The organism is Janthinobacterium sp. BJB446 (genome assembly GCF_002735655.1).
In the GTDB taxonomy this organism is placed as follows: domain Bacteria; phylum Pseudomonadota; class Gammaproteobacteria; order Burkholderiales; family Burkholderiaceae_D; genus Janthinobacterium; species Janthinobacterium lividum.
In genome coordinates, this window is sequence record NZ_PDZK01000001.1 from 2945295 (window position 1) to 2964393 (window position 19099).

Consider the following 19099-nt stretch of genomic DNA (forward strand, 5'->3'; position numbering starts at 1 on the left):
CTCAGGCGGGAACGTCGGGCACCAACTGCATTTTCAGCAAGGTGATGTGATCCTTCAATTGCAATTTGCGCTTTTTCAGGCGGCGCAGCTGCAGCTCGTCATGGTGGCCATCGAGTATCAGCAACTCGATGACGGCATCGAGGTCGCGGTGTTCCACGTTGAGTTCAATCAGGCGCCGCTCTATTTGCTGTGCATCGCTCATGTGTTGCGTTCCAGGCAGTGTTGGTAACAGTAATGGGAAACCGGCGCGCGCAGCGTACACAGGCAGCCATAGTGCGTAGTTTAACCTGCCGCGCGCGTTAGGGCACGCCATTTCCGGCATGCCCCCTGCGCGGCAGGTCTTATTTGGCAGGCGGCACAGGCACAGCCACGGCCGGCGTGCCGGCAGCGGCTGCAGCCGCCTTGGCAGCCTTGGCCTGCGCTTCGGCCTGGCGCTCGGCCAGGCGTTGCGCCACGCGTTTCTGACGCGCCACGGCATCCGCCTGTTTTTTCGCATACTGCGCTTCACGGGCCGCGCGGCGCGGCGCTTCGGCGGCATCGGCGGCGGCCTGTTTCGCCATCTTCGCCGCGTGCTCGGCTTCGCGCTCGGCCACGCTCTTGCCTTGCGCCTTCGGTGGCGCCGGCTCGGGCGCGACCACTTTCACGGGCTTGGGCACGGCCGCGGCGCGCTGCTCGGCATCCAGGCGCGCACTTTCCTGCGTCCGGGCCAGGTCGATATCGCGCAGGCGCACGGATTCGGCCCGCTTGAAGTAATTCGCTTCCGCGTCGACGGCACGCAGGCGCACGAGGATCAGGCGGCGCTTTTCCTTGGCCTGGTCCAGGCAGTTATTCACGAAAAACTTGTTGTAGCACTCGAGTTCGCGCGCGGCAAACTCATTTTCCGCCGCCTCGCGCTCGCTGGCCGACTGCTTCAGCTTGGCGTCCGCTTCTTCCACCGACAAGGTGGCGGGCACCTGCGGCGCGCCGACCTCATCCAATGCTGCGCTACCCTGATGCGCGCAGGCGGACAACGCCAGGGCAAGGCCCAGCGCCGCGCCCAGCTTGTATAGTGTATTTGCCATCATGTTCCTTATCCCTGCCTCAAACGATCGCGTCGGCCGCGCCGCGCTGTTCTTTTTCCATGTATTCGCGCGATTGCATCTCGATGATACGCGAAACGGTGCGGTGAAACTCATTGGCCAGCATGCCGTTCGTGTACAGCTCATCCGGCGGCACTTCGGCTGACATGATCAGCTTCACCTTCTGGTCATAAAACACGTCGATCAGCCACGTAAAGCGGCGCGCTTCGGACGACTGCGCCGCCGACATGGCCGGTATGCCGGACAATATCACCGTATGGAAGCGGCTGGCGATTTCCAGGTAATCATTTTGCGAGCGGGGACCGCCGCACAGGGTGGCGAAATCGAACCAGATGATGCCGCCGGCGCGGCGCAGGCAATGGATTTCGCGGCTCTCGATGCGGATGCGCGCGTCTTCGTCGGCCGTCTCGGCGATGCGCGTGTAAGCGTCGCGCAGGGCCTTGTCGGTGTCCGCGCCGAGCGGCGTGTAGTAGCTTTCCACCTGTTCCAGCGCGCGGCCGCGGTAATCGACGCCGGCGTCCACGTTCATCACGTCGAGCTTGTCCTTGAGCAGCGCGATGGTCGGCAGCATGCGGTCGCGGTGCAGGCCGTCCGGATACAGCAGGTCCGGATCGTAATTCGAAGTCATGATGAAGGACACGCCGTTGGCGAACAGGGCCGACAGCAGGTTGTACAGGATCATCGCGTCGGCGATGTCGGAGACGTGGAATTCATCGAAACAGATCAAACGGTATTTCTTGGCGATGCGCTTGGCCACCTCGTCGAGCGGGTCGGCCACGCCTTTCAATTCATCGAGCTGCTGGTGCACGCCGCGCATGAATTCGTGGAAGTGCAGGCGCGTCTTGCGCACCAGGGGCACGACCGAGTAAAAACTGTCCATCAGGAACGATTTGCCGCGCCCCACCCCACCCCACATGTACACGCCTTTCGGCACGGCAGGACGGTTCAGCAGGCGCTTGAAGGTGCTCGAGCGCTGGCCCTTGTAGGCCACCCACTCGTCATAGCACAGCTGCAGGCGGTCGACCGCGCGCCGCTGGGCGGCATCGGCCTTGAAATCACGCTTCTGCAGCGCGTGCTGGTAAAACTCTTCTACGTTCATGGGATTCGCTTTAACGCACAAGGGCGCCGGCGGAAAAAATCCGCGAGCGCCCCTGTAGGACTAACTACAATTAAAAGTTCAACGTGCGCTTGTCAACCGCCAGTGCCGCTTCCTTGGTCGCTTCCGACAGGGATGGGTGAGCGTGGCAGATGCGCGCGATGTCTTCGGCCGAGGCCTTGAATTCCATCGCCACGACGGCTTCGGAAATCAGTTCGGACGCCATCGGGCCGACGATGTGCACGCCGAGGATTTCATCGGTGGTCGCATCGGCCAGGAATTTCACCATGCCCGAGGTGTCGCCCAGCGCGCGCGCACGGCCGTTGGCCATGAACGGGAAGGTGCCGGCCTTGTAGGCAATGCCTTCGGCCTTCAGGGTTTGCTCGGTCTTGCCGACCCACGCGATTTCCGGCGAGGTGTAGATCACCCAGGGAATCGTGTTGAAGTTGGTGTGGCCATGCTGGCCGGCGATACGCTCGGCCACGGCAACGCCTTCTTCTTCCGCCTTGTGCGCCAGCATCGGACCGCGCACGACGTCGCCCACTGCCCATACGTTCGGCAGGTTGGTCTTGCAGTCGCCGTCGACGGCGATGAAGCCGCGCTCGTCCAGCTGCAGGCCGACCTTGTCGGCACCCAGGCCATTCGTGTTCGGCGTGCGGCCGATCGAGATGATCAGTTTGTCGAACACGGCTTTTTGCGCTTCGCCCTTGGCGTCCACGAATTCCACGGTGACGTCTTTCTTGCCCGGCGTGATAGCACCGATCTTGCAACCGAGGTTGATCTTCAAGCCTTGCTTGGTGAACAGCTTCGACGCTTCCTTGGCGATCTGCTCGTCAACGGCGCCCAGGAAGACCGGCAGGCCTTCCAGCACGGTGACGTCGGAACCCAGGCGGCGCCAGACGCTGCCCATTTCCAGGCCGATCACGCCGGCGCCGATGACGCCCAGCTTGGCTGGTACGGCGTCGATGGCCAGTGCGCCCGTGTTCGACAGGATCAGTTTCTCGTCGAATGGTGCGCCCGGCAGTTCGCGCGCATTCGAACCCGTGGCGATGACCACGTGCTTGGCCGTCAGGGTTTCGTTGGCTTCGCCCGTCACGCTGATCTCGTACGCGCCAGCGGCGGCGGCGGCGAAAGCGGCGCGACCGTGGAAGAAGGCGATCTTGTTCTTCTTGAACAAGTAAAGGATGCCGTCGTTGTTTTGCTTGACGACGGTGTCCTTGCGCTTGAGCATCTGGCCCAGGTTCAGCTTCAGGCCGGCGACATCGATGCCGTGCTCGGCGAAGCTGTGGCCCGCGTGTTCGAAATGCTCGGACGATTGCAGCAGCGCTTTCGACGGGATGCAGCCGACGTTGGTGCAGGTACCGCCAGGAGCGGCGCCGCCCTTGGCGTTCGACCACTCGTCGACGCAGGCGACGGAAAAGCCCAGCTGCGCTGCGCGGATGGCGGCGATGTAGCCGCCAGGGCCCGCACCGATGACAACTACGTCAAATTGTTTAGTACTCATGTTTTGTTATTCCAATCTCTTCGTCTGGTACGAAAATCCACAATAGAAGGTAAATCACCACGCCGAAGCCGAAGGTCAATGTAAACAGGACGAAGACGAGGCGCCAGATCCACGCTTCCATGCCGGAAGCGCGGCCCAGGCCGCCGCAGACGCCGCCAAGCCAGCGGTCGTTGCGCGAACGGCGCAGGCGGTTGAATTCCTGCACCAGGTCGTTCGCCGGGCCGGCCGCCGCATCGGCGCCGGCGCCGGACCTGCTGTCCGGCTTGTCCAGGTTGATATTGCTCAGGAGCTTGGCTTTCGCTTGCGCGAATTCCGCGTCGCTCAGGGCGCCCGCCAGGTGCAACTCGTGCAGACGCTTGATTTCTTCAGAGACGTTCATGGGAATCCTCTTTCATTGAGATCAGCCAGCTGCGTCTTCTGGCAAGGGGTATCAGCTACATTGCCCCGGCGGCGACGCCGGGGGACTACGGTGCTTACAGGTCCAGCAGCAGGCGTGCAGGATCTTCCAGCGCTTCTTTCATCGCCACCAGGCCCAGGACGGCTTCGCGGCCGTCGATGATGCGGTGGTCGTAGGACATGGCCAGGTAGTTCATCGGACGTACCACGATCTGGCCGTTTTCCACGACAGCGCGGTCCTTGGTCGCATGCACGCCCAGGATGGCCGATTGTGGCGGGTTGATGATCGGGGTCGACAGCATGGAGCCGAAGGTGCCGCCGTTCGAGATCGAGAACGTGCCGCCCGTCAGGTCGTCCAGGGTCAGCTTGCCTTCCTTGGCTTTCGCGCCGAATTCACCGATTTTTTTCTCGATGTCGGCGATCGACAGCTGGTCCGCGTTGCGGATGATAGGCACGACCAGGCCGCGTGGCGAACCGACAGCGATACCGATGTCGAAGTAGCCGTGGTAGACGATGTCGTTGCCGTCAACGGAGGCATTGATGATCGGGTACTTTTTCAGGGCGGCGACGGCGGCCTTGACGAAGAAGGACATGAAGCCCAGCTTGACGCCGTGCTCTTTCTCGAACTTGTCCTTGTACTTGTTGCGCAGGTCGATGACCGGCTGCATGTTCACTTCATTGAACGTGGTCAGGATGGCGTTCGTCGATTGCGATTGCAGCAGGCGCTCGGCGATACGTGCGCGCAGGCGGCTCATCGGCACGCGCTCTTCAGGGCGGTCGCCCAGGCTGGCGGCCGACGGCGTGGCAACTTGTTGCAGCGCTGGCTTGGCAGCGGCTGGCGCCAGTGGCGCGACAGCAGGCTTGGCGGAAGCGGCCAGGGCGTCGCCCTTGGTCACGCGGCCGTCTTTGCCGGAACCGGCGACGTCGCCAGCGGACAGGCCTTTTTCGGACAGGATCTTGGCAGCGGCAGGCATGGCGACATCGCCTTTGGTCGCGGCGGCTGGCGCCGTAGCGTTAGCGGTGTCTTGCGCTGCGGCAGCCAGGGCTGGCGCGGCAACGGCCGACACTTCCATCGGGCTGACCTTGGCCGAGCCGTCGGTGTCGATGATGGCGATGACTTCGCCGGCGACGACGGTGGCGCCGTTATCCTTGATGATCTGCACGATCACGCCAGCGGCAGGCGCCGGCAGTTCCAGCACCACTTTATCGGTTTCGATATCGATCATGTTTTCGTCGCGCGCAACTGGTTCGCCGACTTTCTTGTGCCATGCCAGCAGGGTCGCTTCTGCAACCGATTCCGACAACTGGGGAACTTTGACTTCGATTTGTGCCATGTAAAACTCCGTTTATTTTGTTATTGCGGCGCCGCCCCTGCGTAGCAAGGGCGGCGCTCCGTCACGATGTATGCGAACAGGCGCCATGCATGCGCATGGCACCCGCTATCCTGCCACTTACTTGGTCAGGATAAAACCCTTCAGCTTCGAGAATGCCGTTTCCAGCAGATCTTTTTGCTGGGCGTAGTGCTTGTCATAGTAACCGACAGCAGGCGACGCCGAAGCAGGACGGCCGGCGTAGGCCAGACGCTGACCCGATTCCAGGCCTTCGAAGATGTTGTGCTGGATCTGGAACCAGGCGCCCTGGTTTTGCGGCTCGTCCTGCGCCCAGACGACTTCGACCAGGTTCGGGAACTTCTTCAGTTCGGCAGCGAACGACTTGTGCGGGAACGGATACAGCTGTTCCAGGCGCACGATGGCCGTGTCGGTCTGGCCGCGTGTCTTGCGTGCGTTGACCAGGTCGTAGTAGACCTTGCCCGAGCAGGCGACCACGCGCTTGACTTTCTTGGCGTCGATTTTGTCGTCGACTTCGCCGATGACGGTCTGGAAACCACCCTTGGCCAGGTCGGTCAGCGGCGAACCGGCATCCTTGTTGCGCAACAGCGACTTCGGCGTCAGGATGACCAGCGGCTTGCGGAACTGGCGCACCATCTGGCGGCGCAGCAAATGGAAGATCTGCGAAGCCGTCGTCGGCTGCACCACTTGCATGTTGTTGTCTGCGCACAGCTGCAGGAAACGTTCCGGACGCGCGGACGAGTGCTCAGGACCCTGGCCTTCGTAACCGTGCGGCAGCATCATGACCAGGCCCGAAGCGCGGCCCCACTTCACTTCGCCGGAGCTGATGAATTGGTCGATCACCACTTGCGCGCCGTTGGCGAAGTCGCCGAACTGGGCTTCCCAGATCGTCAGCGTGTTCGGTTCAGCGGTCGAGTAGCCGTATTCGAAGGCCAGTACGGCTTCTTCGGACAGCACCGAGTCGATGACGGTGAACGGCGCCTGGTTGTCCGACACGTTTTGCAGCGGAATGTAGGTACCTGCATCCCAACGCTCGCGGTTCTGGTCATGCAAGACGGCGTGGCGGTGCACGAAGGTGCCGCGGCCGGCATCCTGGCCTGTCAGGCGGATGGCGTAGCCGGACGATACCAGCGATGCGTAGGCCAGGTGTTCGCCCATGCCCCAGTCCAGGTTCATTTCGCCACGGCCCATGGTGCCACGGTCGCCCAGTACTTTTTCCACCAGCGAGTGGACCTTGAAGTCTTCCGGCACGGTGGTGATGCGGGTGGCCAGGCGTTTCAGTTCCGTCATCGGCACGGCGGTATCGGCCGAATCGGTCCATTTCTTGTTCAGGAACGGCAGCCAGTCGACGGCGTACTTGTTCTTGAAGTTCGAGATGACCGGATCGACGGTATGCTTGCCGGCGTCCATGGCGTCGCGGAATGCGGCCACCATCTTGTCGCCGCCATCGGCAGGGATCACGCCTTGCGCTACCAGCTTGTCCGCGTACAGCTTGCGGGTGCCTGGATGCTGGCCGATCTTCTTGTACATCAGTGGCTGCGTCAGTGCCGGAGTATCCTGCTCGTTGTGGCCAAGCTTGCGGTAGCAGATGATGTCGAGGACGATGTCCTTCTTGAATTCCATGCGGTAGTCGAGCGCGATCTGCGTCGCCAGCACCACGGCTTCCGGATCATCGGCGTTGATGTGCAGGACCGGTGCTTCGATCATCTTGACGACGTCCGAGCAGTACAGGGTCGAGCGGGCATCGCGCGGATCCGAGGTGGTGAAACCGATCTGGTTGTTGATCACGATATGCACCGTGCCGCCCGTGTGGTAGCCACGGGTTTGCGCCAGATTCAGCGTTTCCATGACCACGCCCTGGCCGGCGAAAGCGGCATCGCCGTGCACCAGGATAGGCAGCACTTGCGCGCCCTGCGCGTCGCCGCGGCGATCCATGCGGGCCTTGACGGAACCTTCGACCACAGGGTTGACGATTTCCAGGTGCGACGGATTGAACGCCAGCGACAGATGGACCGGGCCGCCCGCGGTGGAGATGTCCGACGAGAAGCCTTGATGGTACTTCACGTCGCCGGCAGGCAGGTCGTCGCCATGCTTGCCTTCGAATTCTTCGAACAGTTCCTGCGGCGCCTTGCCCAGGGTGTTCACCAGCACGTTCAGGCGGCCGCGGTGGGCCATGCCGATAACGATTTCCTGCACGCCTTTTTCGCCGGCGCGCTGGATGGTTTCATCCATCGAGGCGATGAAGGTTTCGCCGCCTTCCAGGGAGAAGCGCTTCTGGCCCACGTAACGGGTGTGCAGATAGCGTTCCAGGCCTTCAGCCGCGGTCAGGCGGTCGAGGATGTGGATTTTTTTCTCTGGGGTGAAATTCGGGGTGGAGCGGATCGCTTCCAGTTTCTCTTGCAGCCAGCGCTTTTCGGCCGGGTCGGAGATGTACATGAATTCGGCGCCGATCGAACGCGTGTAGGTATCGCGCAGATAGTTCAGCAGATCGCGCAGGGTGGCGGTCTCGGGGCCAAAATAGGTATTGCTGATGTTGAACACGGTGTCCATGTCCGCGTCGGTGAAGCCGTAGAAGCTCGGCTCCAGTTCCGGGATCATCGGACGTTCCTGGCGTTGCAGCGGATCCAGGTTGGCCCAGTGCGAACCGAGGTAGCGGTAAGCGGCGATCAGCTGCGTGGCGGCGACGCGCTTTCGGCCCATTTCAGCATCGAAGGAAGCGGTCACTGTGCGGATAGGACCTGCTTTTGCGCGCTCGGCGAACGAGGCGACGACGGAGGCATGCGCCACGTCAGGCTTGTTGGTGCCATCGACGGCAGGCACGTGCTGCATTGCGTCGAAGTAGGAACGCCAGTTATCGGGTACCGAGCCTGGATTGTTCAGATACGCCTCGTACAGGTCTTCCACGTACGGAGCATTCCCACCGAACAGGTAGGAGTTGGTCGTTAATTGCTGCATATATTGCTCACCTTTCTTCGCGCTTCGCGAGGAATTAGCGGGTTAATCTAACCTTCCGCGACACGGCCTGACCGGTTAGCGGATTGCACATCAAGTTGTGGGGAAGGGCTTTTTTATTGCACCAGCATTCTGCATACCGTCATTTAGAATAGCACGCGGTATTGTAACGCAACAACGCCTAGTTGAATTTTATTTGGCAAGCAAATGTAAGCTGTGTTGTTGATTTTCCCGGGCTTGCAAGCCTGTCACTGTTATGCTTACAACACATCGGCGGCCCTGCCGGCGTGCCGCTTGCGCCCAACTGGTCTGCCCGGCAACGGCGCCGCCGCGATGGCCGCCAGCCAATCGGGATCGCCGGCAAACCACTCCACCAGGAAGTCGAGCATGGTGCGCAGCAGGGGCGACATGTGCTGGCGCGAGGTGTAGACGCCGTAGATGCCCATGTCCTGCGGCTGGTACGCGGGCAAGAGCTCCACCAGCTGCCCGCTGGCGATCAGCGGCGTGGCCGAAAAGCGCGGCTGCATGGCGATGCCCGCCCCCGCCACCGTGGCCACCAGCAGGACCAGCGATTCATTCGCCGACAGGCGGCCGCTGACGGGGACAGTGAGCGCTTCCCCGTCATGCGTAAACTGCCACAGGCTCTTGCCGAAATACGTGTACGTCAGGCAGTTGTGCAGGGCCAGGTCTTGCGCCCGGCGCGGCGTGCCGTGCGCCGCCAGGTACGATGGTGCGGCGCACACCACCGAGGCGCAGCTGGCCAGCTGGCGCGCGATCAGGTTAGGCTCGAGCGCGTTGGTGATGCGGATCGCCAGGTCGATGCGCTGCTCCACCAGGTTGACGGCGCGGTTCTCCATCTGCAGGTCGACGGCGGCGCGCGGGTAGCGCCGCAGGTAAGCGGTTACTGCGCCAGCCAGCGCCGTCTGCGCCAGGGATTGCGAACAGGTGATGCGCAACAAGCCGTGCGGCGTATCGAGGCCCTCGGGCGAAGTGACGGCCATGGCGCCAGCCACTTCCAGCATCTGCCGGCAGCGCGCCAGGGTGGCATCGCCCGCATCCGTCAGGCTCAGCCGGCGCGTGGTGCGATGCAACAGCCGCGCGCCCGCCCACTGCTCCATTTCGGCCAGGTAGCGCGTCACCATGGCGCGCGACATGTCGAGCGCTTCGCTGGCGGCCACCATGCTGCCACGCTCGGCGATAGCGACGAATACTTGTGCGGCGGTGATGCGGTCCATGCGGTGCTCCCTTGATTCGTCCGATCCATGCAACTAAGTATTGCAATCTACCCTATTTCTCGCGCCTGGTCGAAAGGATAATATGCGACAAGAGCATCCAATGCAGAAAGAATAATATGTTTGCACGCGCCGCCCGCCCCTCCCGCACGCTGGAGACCTTCCGCCTGGATGTGCTGGGCCGCGCACCGTCCACTTCGCTGCTGCTGAGCGGCATGGCGGACGCCATCCTCGTCAACACCCAGTTCCTGCGCGGCGATGCAGCGCAGTTAGCGCACACCATCGCCGCCAGCGGCAAGCGCCTGACCACCATCTATATCAGCGCGGCCGAACCGCAAGCCTATTTCGGCCTGGGCGTGCTGCAGCAAGCCTTTCCGCAAGCGCGCATCCTCGCCAGCGGCGCCACGGTCGAGGCGATCCGCCGCCAGGCCGGCGCCAGAGTCGCCCACTGGGGCGGCATCCTCAAGCACAATGCGCCGCACCGCATCGTCATGCCCCAGCCCTATGAGGGCGACAGCCTGCAACTGGAAGGCCGGCACGTCGCCCTGCGCCAGCTGGAAGCGGCCTTCAACTGACACGACGCAGGCCTGCCCTACAACGCACCCAGGAAGCGCTCGTATTCTTGCGCGCTGCGCGCCAGCCGCTCGGCATAGCCCGTTTCCTTCGGCCCGTCTTCCGCGCCATAGAAGGCAAAGAAGCGGCGGTTGTCGGCGCCGATGTACGCGAGGGTGACATCGAACGGCGCCAGCAGCTGCGCCAGGGTGACGTTCCACTTGCCTTCCGGCGTGAAATCCTCCTCGCGGATGCCGGCCGTGACGGCCAGCGCCACCTTTCTCCCCCGGAAGGCATCGCCGCCCGTGCCGTAAGCCCAGCCATATGCCAGCACCTCGTCGAGCCACCGCTTCAGCAAGGGCGGGCAGTTGAACCAGTACATGGGGAATTGCAGGACCACATTGGCGTGCGCCTCCACCAGCGCCTGCTCGCGCGCCACGTCGATGTTTCCATCCGGATAAGCCTGCTGTACGTCGTGGATGGTGTAGCGGTCCGGATACTGCGCCAGTTCCTGAAGCCAGCGCTTGTTGGCGACCGACGTGTCGATGGCGGGATGGAAGACGATAACGAGGGTTTTCATCATGCTGCTTTCCTGAAAATGGATGGATGCACCGGCCCGCCTGCACAGGAAAGCAGGCAAGCCGGTACCCTGCCCCGTGGCACGCGGCATGTGGCCGCGCGCCTGCAGGGGCAAAAACAGCATAACCATGCCGAGTACTTTTCACAAGTACGCACATTTACCACTCATACAGTAAGAAAAGTAAGCTACAAAGCCGTGGAAAGACGTTTGGCCATGCGTATCCGCCTCAGGCTGGCTGGTGCAGTTCGCCCCACGCGCACAAGGTATGCAGCACGGGGATCAGCGAGGCGCCCTTGCTGGAAAGCGAATATTCCACCTTCGGCGGCACTTGCGGATATTCCTTGCGGACGATCAGCCCATCGGCTTCCAGCTCCTTCAGCACGACGCTGAGGGTCTTGAAGGCGATGCCACCGAGATGGCGCTTGAGTTCGTTATGCCGCAGCACGGTATTTTCCGCCAGCGCATACAGGATCAGCATCTTGTATTTGCCACCGATCAGCGACAAGGTATAACCAAATGCCGTATCGCCCAGGGCCACGCCGCTGGGCGCGCAGATTTCTTCATTCATCGCGTTGTACTTCCTGTTGAACCAGGGCCCGAGCATAACAGCCCGGCGGCCCTGGCTTGCATCGAACACGCACATAAAAAAACGGGCCGAAGCCCGTTTTTTGTTTGCTTGATACCGCTCTGGATTAACGCTTGTCCAGTGGCGGTACTTCGCGCGTGGTCGAACCGACGAACAGCTGGCGCGGACGGCCGATTTTTTGCTCTGGGTCGGCGATCATTTCGTTCCACTGGGCGATCCAGCCGATCGTACGGGCCATAGCGAAGATACCGGTGAACAGCGACACAGGGATGCCCAGCGCCGATTGCACGATGCCCGAGTAGAAGTCGACGTTCGGGTACAGTTTGCGCGAAACGAAGTATTCGTCGTTCAGTGCAATCTTTTCCAGTTCCATCGCCAGCTTGAACAGCGGATCGTCTTGCAGACCCAGTTCTTGCAGCACTTCGTAGCAGGTTTCACGCATCAGTTTGGCGCGTGGATCGAAGTTCTTGTACACGCGGTGGCCAAAGCCCATCAGCTTGACGCCGGAGTTCTTGTCCTTGACTTGCTCGATGAAGGCAGGGATGTTCTCGACGGTGCCGATTTCCTTCAGCATGTTGAGTGCCGCTTCGTTGGCGCCGCCGTGGGCAGGGCCCCACAGGCAGGCGATACCGGCAGCGATACAGGCGAACGGATTGGCGCCCGACGAACCGGCCAGACGGACGGTCGATGTCGATGCGTTTTGCTCGTGGTCCGCGTGCAGGATCAGGATGCGGTCCAGGGCGCGCACCAGCACGTCATTGACCTTGTACTCTTCGCACGGGTTGGCGAACATCATGTGCATGAAGTTGGCGCTGTACGACAGGTCGTTGCGTGGGTACACGAACGGCTGGCCGACCGAGTACTTGTAGGTCATGGCGACCAGGGTTGGCATCTTGGCGATCAGGCGGATGGCCGACACTTCGCGGTGACGCGGGTCGTTGATGTCCAGCGAGTCATGGTAGAACGATGCCAGCGCGCCGACGGTGCCCACCAGGACCGACATCGGATGCGCGTCGCGGCGGAAGCCACGGAAGAAGAATTGCATCTGTTCGTGCACCATCGTGTGCTTGGTGACGGTGTCGACAAACTTGGCTTTTTGCGCCGCGTTCGGCAGTTCGCCGTTCAGCAGCAGGTAGCACGATTCCATGAAGTCGGCGTTGACGGCCAACTGTTCGATCGGGTAACCGCGGTACAGCAGCTCGCCCTTGTCGCCGTCGATGTAGGTGATCGACGAGTTGCAGGCGGCCGTCGACATAAAGCCTGGGTCGTAGGTGAACTTGCCGCTACCGGCGTACAGTTTGCGGATGTCGATGACGTCCGGGCCAACCGTGCCTTTGTAGATTGGAAATTCAAGCGATGGGCTGCCATCGGAGAACGACAGGGTAGCTTTTGTGTCAGAGATATTCATGGGCTCTTCCTTCTCGGGAGTGAGTCGAAATTAAAATCAAAAATTCTGGCTGCAATTCGCACCGCAATTCGGCAGTGCTACAGCGCGCCACTCGCACCGTTTGCAATATATCGCCCAGGCGTCTAGGCAATGCGCAGTCGTTGCAGCAGTGCGCGCACATGCGGCAGATCGACTTCGCCTTCCGGCTCTTTACGGGCCAGTACCAGATCCATTAACGCATTGTCCGATAAATCCAGCAAACGCGTCAGCGCGTCAACTTCTTCATCGGTCAATTCGGTTTCATACGCATCGAGAAAACGGGTCAGGATAATGTCGTTTTCCAGCAGGCCACGGCGTGAACGCCAGCGCAGGCGGGCGCGGTTGGCCGGGTCGGCCTGATGCGAGGACAAAATTGATTCTGTCATTTGGTTTACCACTTTACGTGTGCCTTGCGGCACGGTGCTGCTTTGCAGGCGCCGCCTGCAGGCAAGAGAGGATACCCTCTTCCCGCAAACGGCGCCCGGCGGACGCGATCAGGGGATCAGATCGCGCGGCGGACCATCAACTCCTTGATCTTGCCAATCGCCTTGTTCGGGTTCAACCCTTTCGGGCAGACGTCGACGCAGTTCATGATCGAATGGCAGCGGAACAGGCGGTACGGGTCTTCCAGGTTGTCCAGACGCGCACCGGTGGCTTCGTCGCGCGAATCGGCGATGAAGCGGTAGGCTTGCAGCAGGCCGGCCGGGCCGACGAACTTGTCCGGATTCCACCAGAACGACGGGCACGACGTGGAGCAGCATGCGCACAGGATGCACTCGTACAGGCCATCGAGTTCTTCGCGCTGTTCCGGCGACTGCAGGCGTTCCTTTTCAGGCGGGATCGAGTCGTTGATCAGGAAAGGCTTGATCGAATCGTACTGCTTGAAAAATTGCGTCATGTCGACGATCAGGTCGCGGATGACTGGCAAACCTGGCAACGGACGCAGCACGATAGGCTCCGACAGTTCGTTCAGGTTGGTGGTGCATGCCAGGCCGTTCTTGCCGTTGATGTTCATCGCGTCCGAACCGCACACGCCTTCGCGGCACGAGCGGCGCAGGGCCAGCGAGTCATCGACGTCCGACTTGATGCGCTGCAGTGCGTCGAGCAGCATCTTGTCGGTGTCTTTCAGTTCGACCGTCAGGTCTTGCATGTAAGGCTTGGCATCCTGGTCAGGATCGTAGCGGTAGATTTTGAATTTGAGAGTGCGTGCCATGTTCTGACCTTTAGAAAGTACGTGGTTTTGGCTTGAAGGTATCGACCGTCAGCGGTTTGGTCACGACTGGCTTGTATTCCAGGCGGTTGCCTTCCGAGTACCACAGCGTGTGCTTCATCCAGTTGTCGTCGTCGCGGGTCGGGTGATCATCCTGAGCGTGGGCGCCGCGCGATTCCTTGCGGGCTGCTGCCGAGACGATGGTCGCTTTCGCCGTTTCGATCAGGTTGTCCAGCTCCAGCGCTTCCACGCGGGCCGTGTTGAACACCATCGATTTATCCTTGAACGAGACGTGCTTGCGGCGCTCGTCAAGCTTCATGATTTCGATCACACCCTGGTCCAGCATCGCGTCGGTACGGAACACGCCACAGTACTTCTGCATGGTGGCGCGAATCTCGTTCGCCACGCCCTGCACGGTTTCCGTGCCGGTCGAGTTTTCCAGGCGCGCCAGGCGGCCCATGGCGAAATCGGCAGCGTCGGCTGGCAAAGGCTTGTTTTCCTTGGCTTTCAGGCCGCTGTTGACGATGTGGTTACCGGCCGCGCGGCCGAAGACCACCAGGTCGAGCAGCGAGTTCGTGCCCAGGCGGTTGGCGCCGTGCACGGAGACGCAGGCGCATTCGCCGATCGCGTACAGGCCGTTGACAACCTTGGCCGAATTGTCCGGACCGGTCGGGGTGACGACCTGGCCGTGGATGTTCGTCGGAATGCCGCCCATCTGGTAGTGAATCGTCGGCACGACAGGAATCGGTTCCTTGGTGGCGTCGACGTTGGCGAACTTGTGGCCGATTTCCAAGATCGACGGCAGGCGCTTGGCGATGGTGTCGGCGCCGATATGGCGCAGGTCCAGCATCACGTGGTCCTTGTTCGGACCGCAGCCGCGGCCTTCCTTGATTTCCTGGTCCATCGAACGCGAAACGAAGTCGCGCGGCGCCAGATCCTTCAAGGTTGGCGCATAGCGCTCCATGAAGCGTTCGCCTTCGCTATTGATCAGGATGCCGCCTTCGCCGCGCACGCCTTCGGTGATCAATACGCCCGCGCCGGCCACGCCGGTCGGGTGGAACTGCCAGAATTCCATGTCCTGCAGCGGCAGGCCGGCGCGTGCCGCCATGCCCATGCCGTCGCCGGTGTTGATGAAGGCATTCGTCGACGCGGCAAAGATACGGCCTGCGCCGCCCGTTGCCATGACCGTCGTTTTTGCTTCCAGGATCATGCATTCGCCGGTTTCCATTTCCAGCGCAACAACACCAATCACGTCGCCGTCGGCGTCACGGATCAGGTCGAGTGCCATCCATTCGACGAAGAAGTGCGTACGCGCACGCACATTGCGCTGGTACAGGGTGTGCAACAGGGCGTGACCGGTACGGTCGGCTGCCGCGCAAGCGCGCTGCACCGGCTTTTCACCGAAGTGGGCCGTGTGGCCGCCGAAAGGACGCTGATAGATGGTGCCGTCAGGGTTGCGGTCGAATGGCATGCCGAAGTGTTCCAGCTCGTACACGACCTTCGGTGCTTCGCGGCACATGAATTCGATGGCATCCTGGTCGCCCAGATAGTCGCCACCCTTGACGGTGTCGAACATATGCCAGAACCAGTTGTCTTCGGCCATGTTGCCGAGCGACGCGCCGATACCGCCCTGCGCCGCAACGGTGTGCGAGCGGGTCGGGAAAACTTTCGACAGGACAGCGACGTTCAGACCGGCTTCAGCCAGCTGCAACGACGCGCGCATGCCGGAACCGCCGGCGCCAACGATTACCGCATCAAAGCGGCGGGTAGGGATTGCAGATTTATATGCTGCCACGATTACACACTCCAGAGTATCTGTACCGTCCAGCCGGCACAAGCGATCAACCACAGCATGGTGGCAATTTGCAGGGTCATGCGGAGGCCAACGCTTTTCACGTAGTCCATCCAGATATTGCGTACGCCGACCCATGCGTGGTAGAACAGGGCGACAAACGTCACCAGGCTGAATAATTTGAACCATTGCTGTGCAAACAATCCTGCCCAGCCTTCATAGCTGAAGTTGCTACCGGTCAGGAAGGCGATCAGCAGGATGGCGACGTAGGCCACCATGACGAGGGCGGTGACGCGTTGCGCCAGCCAGTCGCGCAAGCCGTAATGGGCGCCGACGACGAGGCGTTTCGGTCCGATGTTATTGTTTGCCATTAAAATACTCCAAACAGTTTCAAAGCGACCAGAGCGGTCAGTACCAGGCTGATCACCAGAACGAACTTGGCGGTATTGCGCGCGGGCTCTTTCTCGGCGGCGACGTGCACGTCCATGAGCAAGTGGCGGATGCCGGCGCAGAAGTGATGCAGGAAGGCCCAGACCAGACCCAGCGTGATCAGCTTGACGAACCAGTGCGAGGCGATGCCCTGGAAGTAGGCGTAGGACATTTCGGAACGCAGGCTCAGTTCCAGCATGTACAGGATGCACGGCAGCAGGGCGAAAATGATGATGCCGCTGATACGATGCAGGATCGAGACGATGGCGCCGATCGCCATGCGGTAGTTCGACAATTCGGTAACATGGATGTTACGGAATTGCGGCCGTTCTTTTTTTGGTACTTCTCTTACGGCTTCAGACATAACAAAAACCTCCCCTTTGAATTTCAACTAAATATTGAAGCCGCGATTTTCGCCGATTTTCGCAACCGATACCAATATCTATTGTTACATATAACCAAAATGGTTTTTTACTACAAAATACCGCGCTACTTTCCGTAGTTCACGTAATTTAATTACAGAATCGCCGGCAAAACACGGCCCGCCGGGGCGGGCCATGCTGTCGCTGCGCTTTCCGTTGTCTCCGTTGCCCGCCTTGCGGCAGGCATCTTGCAAGCGATGCACTTCAGCCTTGCTGCTTGTTTGGACGCCCACGGGCGCCCCGCCGCTTCAGCTGAGTTCATTCTGATAATGATGGCGACTGGTCAGGTACAGGCCCCGGCGCAGTTCGACCGGCTTGTCGCCGTAGGTAAACGACACGCGCTCGGAACTGAGCAGGGGCGTGCCGAGATCGATATTTAACAATTGCGCGGCGCCCGCGTCGGCGCACACGGCGCGGATCTGTTCCGACGCGCGTATCATGCGCGTGCCAAATTCCGTCTCAAACAGACCGTACATGGGGCCCTTGTATTCCACCAGGCGTTCGGCCGTCAGACCCTTGAAGATCAGGCCGGGCAGCCACAGCTCTTCAACGATGGTCGGCACGCCGTCGAAATACTGCACGCGCTTGATGAAGATGACGGCGTCGCCGGACTTCAGGTCCATCAGGCGCGCCACGTCGGCTGGCGCGCGCACGCGCTTGACTTCGATAAACTTGCTTTCAGGATAATGCGGTACGCCTTCGTCCGGCACCAGGCGCAGGAAGCGGAAATGCGCGCGCGCCTCATGGTGGGTGGAAACGAAGGTGCCCTTGCCCTGGCGCCGCATGACGAGGTTTTCGGCGGCCAGTTCATCGATGGCCTTGCGCACCGTGCCCTGGCTGACCTTGAAGCGCCCTGCCAGCTCGACTTCGCTGGGAATGAGCTCGCCCGGCTTCCATTCGCCCGATTGCAGGCTTTGCGTGATGAGCGCCTTGATCTGCTGGTACAGGGGACTGAAGGTGGGCGATGCAGTCGCGGCAGGCGCGGCAGGCGCGGCCACGGCAGCAGTGGTATTCACGCTGGCAACAGGGGTGGCGGCAGTGCCGGCCGTTGCGGCAACGGGCGTGGCCGGGGTGCCCGCGGTCGGACTGACCGCCCCGCTTGCAGCAGTGGCATTGTTGGTCAGATTGGACGAGGCGGAATTCATAGTCCGACATTTCAACACAAATCACTGCCCGCGTCCAGTAAAAGACTCGTAGTTATCTGTCTTATATAAGACATAAGATATGATTGACAGATGCAGATCAGGGGCCTAAACTGCCCTCGATAAAACTTGTGAGCCAGCGTTTTATGTTGTCGGCCAGCCACTCTGGCCTCGTGCAGCACAAGCGTGACGGCAGCGTACACCAGCAATTCGGTGGCGCGGGCCGGTTTTGGTATCATTATAGTTTTTCCGGATAAGCGTAAGCCCAGCTTCAAGCCCGTTTTCTTTCCCATTTTTGGAGATTCATCATGGCTAAAACCCCAATGCGTGTTGCAGTGACCGGCGCCGCCGGCCAGATCGGCTACGCCCTGTTGTTCCGCATCGCCAATGGCGACATGCTCGGCAAAGACCAGCCTGTCATCTTGCAACTGCTTGAAATCCCGGACGAAAAAGCCCAGAAGGCGCTCAAGGGCGTGATGATGGAAATCGACGACTGCGCATTCCCGCTGCTGACGGAAATGACCGCCCACTCCGATCCGCTGACCGCATTCAAGGATGTCGACGTGGCCGTACTGGTTGGCGCGCGTCCGCGCGGCCCAGGCATGGAACGCAAGGACCTGCTGGAAGCGAACGCCCAGATCTTCACGGTGCAAGGCAAGGCGCTCGACGCCGTCGCTTCGCGCAATGTCAAAGTGCTGGTGGTCGGCAACCCCGCCAACACCAACGCCTACATCGCCATGAAATCGGCGCCATCGCTGCCAGCGAAAAACTTCACCGCCATGCTGCGCCTGGACCACAACCGCGCGCTGTCGCAAGTCGCTGCCAAGACCGGCACCGCCGTGAAAGACATCGAGAAGCTGACCGTGTGGGGCAACCACTCGCCAACGATGTACGCCGACTACCGCTTCGCCACCGTGAACGGCAAGGCTGTGAAAGACCTGATCAACGACCAGGAATGGAACGCCAACACCTTCCTGCCAACCGTCGGCAAGCGCGGCGCCGCCATCATCGAAGCGCGCGGCCTGTCGTCGGCAGCGTCGGCAGCGAACGCCGCCATCGACCACATCCATGACTGGATGCTGGGCACCGCCGGCAAGTGGACCACCATGGGCGTTCCTTCGGATGGCTCGTATGGCATCCCTGAAGGCACCGTGTTCGGCTTCCCGGTCACCACCGACAACGGTGAGTACACCATCGTTCAAGGTCTGGAAATCGATGCATTCTCGCAAGAGCGCATCAACCTGACCCTGAAAGAACTGACCGAAGAGCGCGAAGGCGTGAAACACCTGCTGGCCTAAGTCCAGTTTTGGCGGCGCGGCAATGCGCCGCCCGCCAAAGAAGGCCGCCCTGCG

19 protein-coding genes are annotated in these 19099 nt (G+C 61.1%); 2 read left to right on the top strand and 17 right to left on the bottom strand.

Translation table 11 applies throughout. The features are described 5' to 3' along the window. Position 1: 1 nt before the first annotated feature. The 8 genes from CSQ92_RS13090 to CSQ92_RS13125 form a co-directional block, all read right to left on the bottom strand. Positions 2-202, bottom strand: coding sequence for a YdcH family protein (locus CSQ92_RS13090; protein ID WP_034752051.1), 201 nt, complete (start codon positions 200-202; stop codon positions 2-4). Between the two features lie 139 nt (positions 203-341). After that, positions 342-1061 (bottom strand): hypothetical protein, encoded by a 720-nt coding sequence (locus CSQ92_RS13095; protein ID WP_257219205.1) that lies wholly within the window; start codon positions 1059-1061, stop codon positions 342-344. Between the two features lie 19 nt (positions 1062-1080). Continuing rightward, positions 1081-2178 (bottom strand): cell division protein ZapE, encoded by a 1098-nt coding sequence (zapE, locus tag CSQ92_RS13100; RefSeq protein ID WP_034789077.1) that lies wholly within the window; start codon positions 2176-2178, stop codon positions 1081-1083. Between the two features lie 70 nt (positions 2179-2248). Beyond that, positions 2249-3679, bottom strand: coding sequence for a dihydrolipoyl dehydrogenase (gene lpdA / locus CSQ92_RS13105; protein WP_070282088.1), 1431 nt, complete (start codon positions 3677-3679; stop codon positions 2249-2251). Then, positions 3669-4058: a PspC domain-containing protein gene (locus CSQ92_RS13110; protein ID WP_099394309.1), complete on the bottom strand. Its 390-nt coding sequence runs from the start codon at positions 4056-4058 to the stop codon at positions 3669-3671. Before CSQ92_RS13110 ends, lpdA begins: the two co-directional genes overlap by 11 nt. 94 nt (positions 4059-4152) lie before the next feature. After that, on the bottom strand, positions 4153-5409 hold the full coding sequence (odhB, locus tag CSQ92_RS13115; RefSeq protein WP_034789085.1) for a 2-oxoglutarate dehydrogenase complex dihydrolipoyllysine-residue succinyltransferase: 1257 nt from the start codon (positions 5407-5409) through the stop codon (positions 4153-4155). Between the two features lie 117 nt (positions 5410-5526). Further along, positions 5527-8379, bottom strand: a complete 2853-nt coding sequence (locus CSQ92_RS13120) for a 2-oxoglutarate dehydrogenase E1 component (protein ID WP_034789088.1) — start codon at positions 8377-8379, stop codon at positions 5527-5529. Between the two features lie 257 nt (positions 8380-8636). Further along, positions 8637-9611 carry a LysR family transcriptional regulator gene (locus CSQ92_RS13125; protein ID WP_034789090.1) on the bottom strand — a complete coding sequence of 325 codons (975 nt, stop codon included), beginning with the start codon at positions 9609-9611 and terminating at the stop codon, positions 8637-8639. Positions 9612-9727: 116 nt separating this feature from the next. Between CSQ92_RS13125 and CSQ92_RS13130 the strand changes: the two genes are divergently transcribed. Continuing rightward, a complete protein-coding gene (locus CSQ92_RS13130; RefSeq protein ID WP_052140697.1) occupies positions 9728-10183 on the top strand; it encodes a hypothetical protein in 456 nt (151 codons plus the stop codon). Between the two features lie 17 nt (positions 10184-10200). Here the strand turns inward: CSQ92_RS13130 and CSQ92_RS13135 are convergent, their stop codons facing one another. The 9 genes from CSQ92_RS13135 to CSQ92_RS13175 form a co-directional block, all read right to left on the bottom strand. Next, a complete protein-coding gene (locus CSQ92_RS13135; protein WP_099394703.1) occupies positions 10201-10743 on the bottom strand; it encodes an NAD(P)H-dependent oxidoreductase in 543 nt (180 codons plus the stop codon). A 223-nt stretch (positions 10744-10966) separates the two neighbouring features. Next, the gene (locus CSQ92_RS13140) at positions 10967-11308 is read right to left on the bottom strand and encodes a winged helix-turn-helix transcriptional regulator (RefSeq protein ID WP_099394310.1); all 342 of its coding nucleotides are present in this window, start codon (positions 11306-11308) and stop codon (positions 10967-10969) included. A 124-nt stretch (positions 11309-11432) separates the two neighbouring features. Further along, on the bottom strand, positions 11433-12734 hold the full coding sequence (gene gltA, locus CSQ92_RS13145; protein WP_034789096.1) for a citrate synthase: 1302 nt from the start codon (positions 12732-12734) through the stop codon (positions 11433-11435). A 122-nt stretch (positions 12735-12856) separates the two neighbouring features. Continuing rightward, positions 12857-13138: an FAD assembly factor SdhE gene (locus CSQ92_RS13150; RefSeq protein ID WP_034752073.1), complete on the bottom strand. Its 282-nt coding sequence runs from the start codon at positions 13136-13138 to the stop codon at positions 12857-12859. 116 nt (positions 13139-13254) lie between these two features. Beyond that, positions 13255-13965 (bottom strand): succinate dehydrogenase iron-sulfur subunit, encoded by a 711-nt coding sequence (locus CSQ92_RS13155; RefSeq protein ID WP_034789099.1) that lies wholly within the window; start codon positions 13963-13965, stop codon positions 13255-13257. Between the two features lie 10 nt (positions 13966-13975). Further along, the gene (gene sdhA / locus CSQ92_RS13160) at positions 13976-15757 is read right to left on the bottom strand and encodes a succinate dehydrogenase flavoprotein subunit (RefSeq protein WP_034789101.1); all 1782 of its coding nucleotides are present in this window, start codon (positions 15755-15757) and stop codon (positions 13976-13978) included. 2 nt (positions 15758-15759) lie between these two features. Continuing rightward, positions 15760-16125: a succinate dehydrogenase, hydrophobic membrane anchor protein gene (gene sdhD / locus CSQ92_RS13165; RefSeq protein ID WP_034789102.1), complete on the bottom strand. Its 366-nt coding sequence runs from the start codon at positions 16123-16125 to the stop codon at positions 15760-15762. Further along, entirely contained in the window at positions 16125-16547 is a 423-nt protein-coding gene (gene sdhC / locus CSQ92_RS13170; RefSeq protein ID WP_034789105.1) for a succinate dehydrogenase, cytochrome b556 subunit, read from the bottom strand. Before sdhC ends, sdhD begins: the two co-directional genes overlap by 1 nt. A gap of 306 nt (positions 16548-16853) precedes the next feature. After that, positions 16854-17750: a GntR family transcriptional regulator gene (locus CSQ92_RS13175; protein ID WP_099394311.1), complete on the bottom strand. Its 897-nt coding sequence runs from the start codon at positions 17748-17750 to the stop codon at positions 16854-16856. A gap of 305 nt (positions 17751-18055) precedes the next feature. Between CSQ92_RS13175 and CSQ92_RS13180 the strand changes: the two genes are divergently transcribed. Next, the gene (locus tag CSQ92_RS13180) at positions 18056-19045 is read left to right on the top strand and encodes a malate dehydrogenase (RefSeq protein WP_034789110.1); all 990 of its coding nucleotides are present in this window, start codon (positions 18056-18058) and stop codon (positions 19043-19045) included. The last annotated feature ends 54 nt before the right edge of the window (positions 19046-19099 follow it).

Coding starts and splice junctions, on each gene's coding strand:
- CSQ92_RS13150 (WP_034752073.1), bottom strand. CDS start 13,138: ATGACAGAATCAATTTTGTCCTCGCATCAGGCCGACCCGGCCAACCGC.
- odhB (WP_034789085.1), bottom strand. CDS start 5,409: ATGGCACAAATCGAAGTCAAAGTTCCCCAGTTGTCGGAATCGGTTGCA.
- CSQ92_RS13140 (WP_099394310.1), bottom strand. CDS start 11,308: ATGAATGAAGAAATCTGCGCGCCCAGCGGCGTGGCCCTGGGCGATACG.
- gltA (WP_034789096.1), bottom strand. CDS start 12,734: ATGAATATCTCTGACACAAAAGCTACCCTGTCGTTCTCCGATGGCAGC.
- CSQ92_RS13110 (WP_099394309.1), bottom strand. CDS start 4,058: ATGAACGTCTCTGAAGAAATCAAGCGTCTGCACGAGTTGCACCTGGCG.
- CSQ92_RS13130 (WP_052140697.1), top strand. CDS start 9,728: ATGTTTGCACGCGCCGCCCGCCCCTCCCGCACGCTGGAGACCTTCCGC.
- lpdA (WP_070282088.1), bottom strand. CDS start 3,679: ATGAGTACTAAACAATTTGACGTAGTTGTCATCGGTGCGGGCCCTGGC.
- CSQ92_RS13125 (WP_034789090.1), bottom strand. CDS start 9,611: ATGGACCGCATCACCGCCGCACAAGTATTCGTCGCTATCGCCGAGCGT.
- CSQ92_RS13120 (WP_034789088.1), bottom strand. CDS start 8,379: ATGCAGCAATTAACGACCAACTCCTACCTGTTCGGTGGGAATGCTCCG.
- sdhD (WP_034789102.1), bottom strand. CDS start 16,125: ATGGCAAACAATAACATCGGACCGAAACGCCTCGTCGTCGGCGCCCAT.
- CSQ92_RS13155 (WP_034789099.1), bottom strand. CDS start 13,965: ATGGCACGCACTCTCAAATTCAAAATCTACCGCTACGATCCTGACCAG.
- CSQ92_RS13095 (WP_257219205.1), bottom strand. CDS start 1,061: ATGGCAAATACACTATACAAGCTGGGCGCGGCGCTGGGCCTTGCCCTG.
- sdhC (WP_034789105.1), bottom strand. CDS start 16,547: ATGTCTGAAGCCGTAAGAGAAGTACCAAAAAAAGAACGGCCGCAATTC.
- CSQ92_RS13180 (WP_034789110.1), top strand. CDS start 18,056: ATGGCTAAAACCCCAATGCGTGTTGCAGTGACCGGCGCCGCCGGCCAG.
- zapE (WP_034789077.1), bottom strand. CDS start 2,178: ATGAACGTAGAAGAGTTTTACCAGCACGCGCTGCAGAAGCGTGATTTC.
- CSQ92_RS13175 (WP_099394311.1), bottom strand. CDS start 17,750: ATGAATTCCGCCTCGTCCAATCTGACCAACAATGCCACTGCTGCAAGC.
- CSQ92_RS13135 (WP_099394703.1), bottom strand. CDS start 10,743: ATGATGAAAACCCTCGTTATCGTCTTCCATCCCGCCATCGACACGTCG.
- CSQ92_RS13090 (WP_034752051.1), bottom strand. CDS start 202: ATGAGCGATGCACAGCAAATAGAGCGGCGCCTGATTGAACTCAACGTG.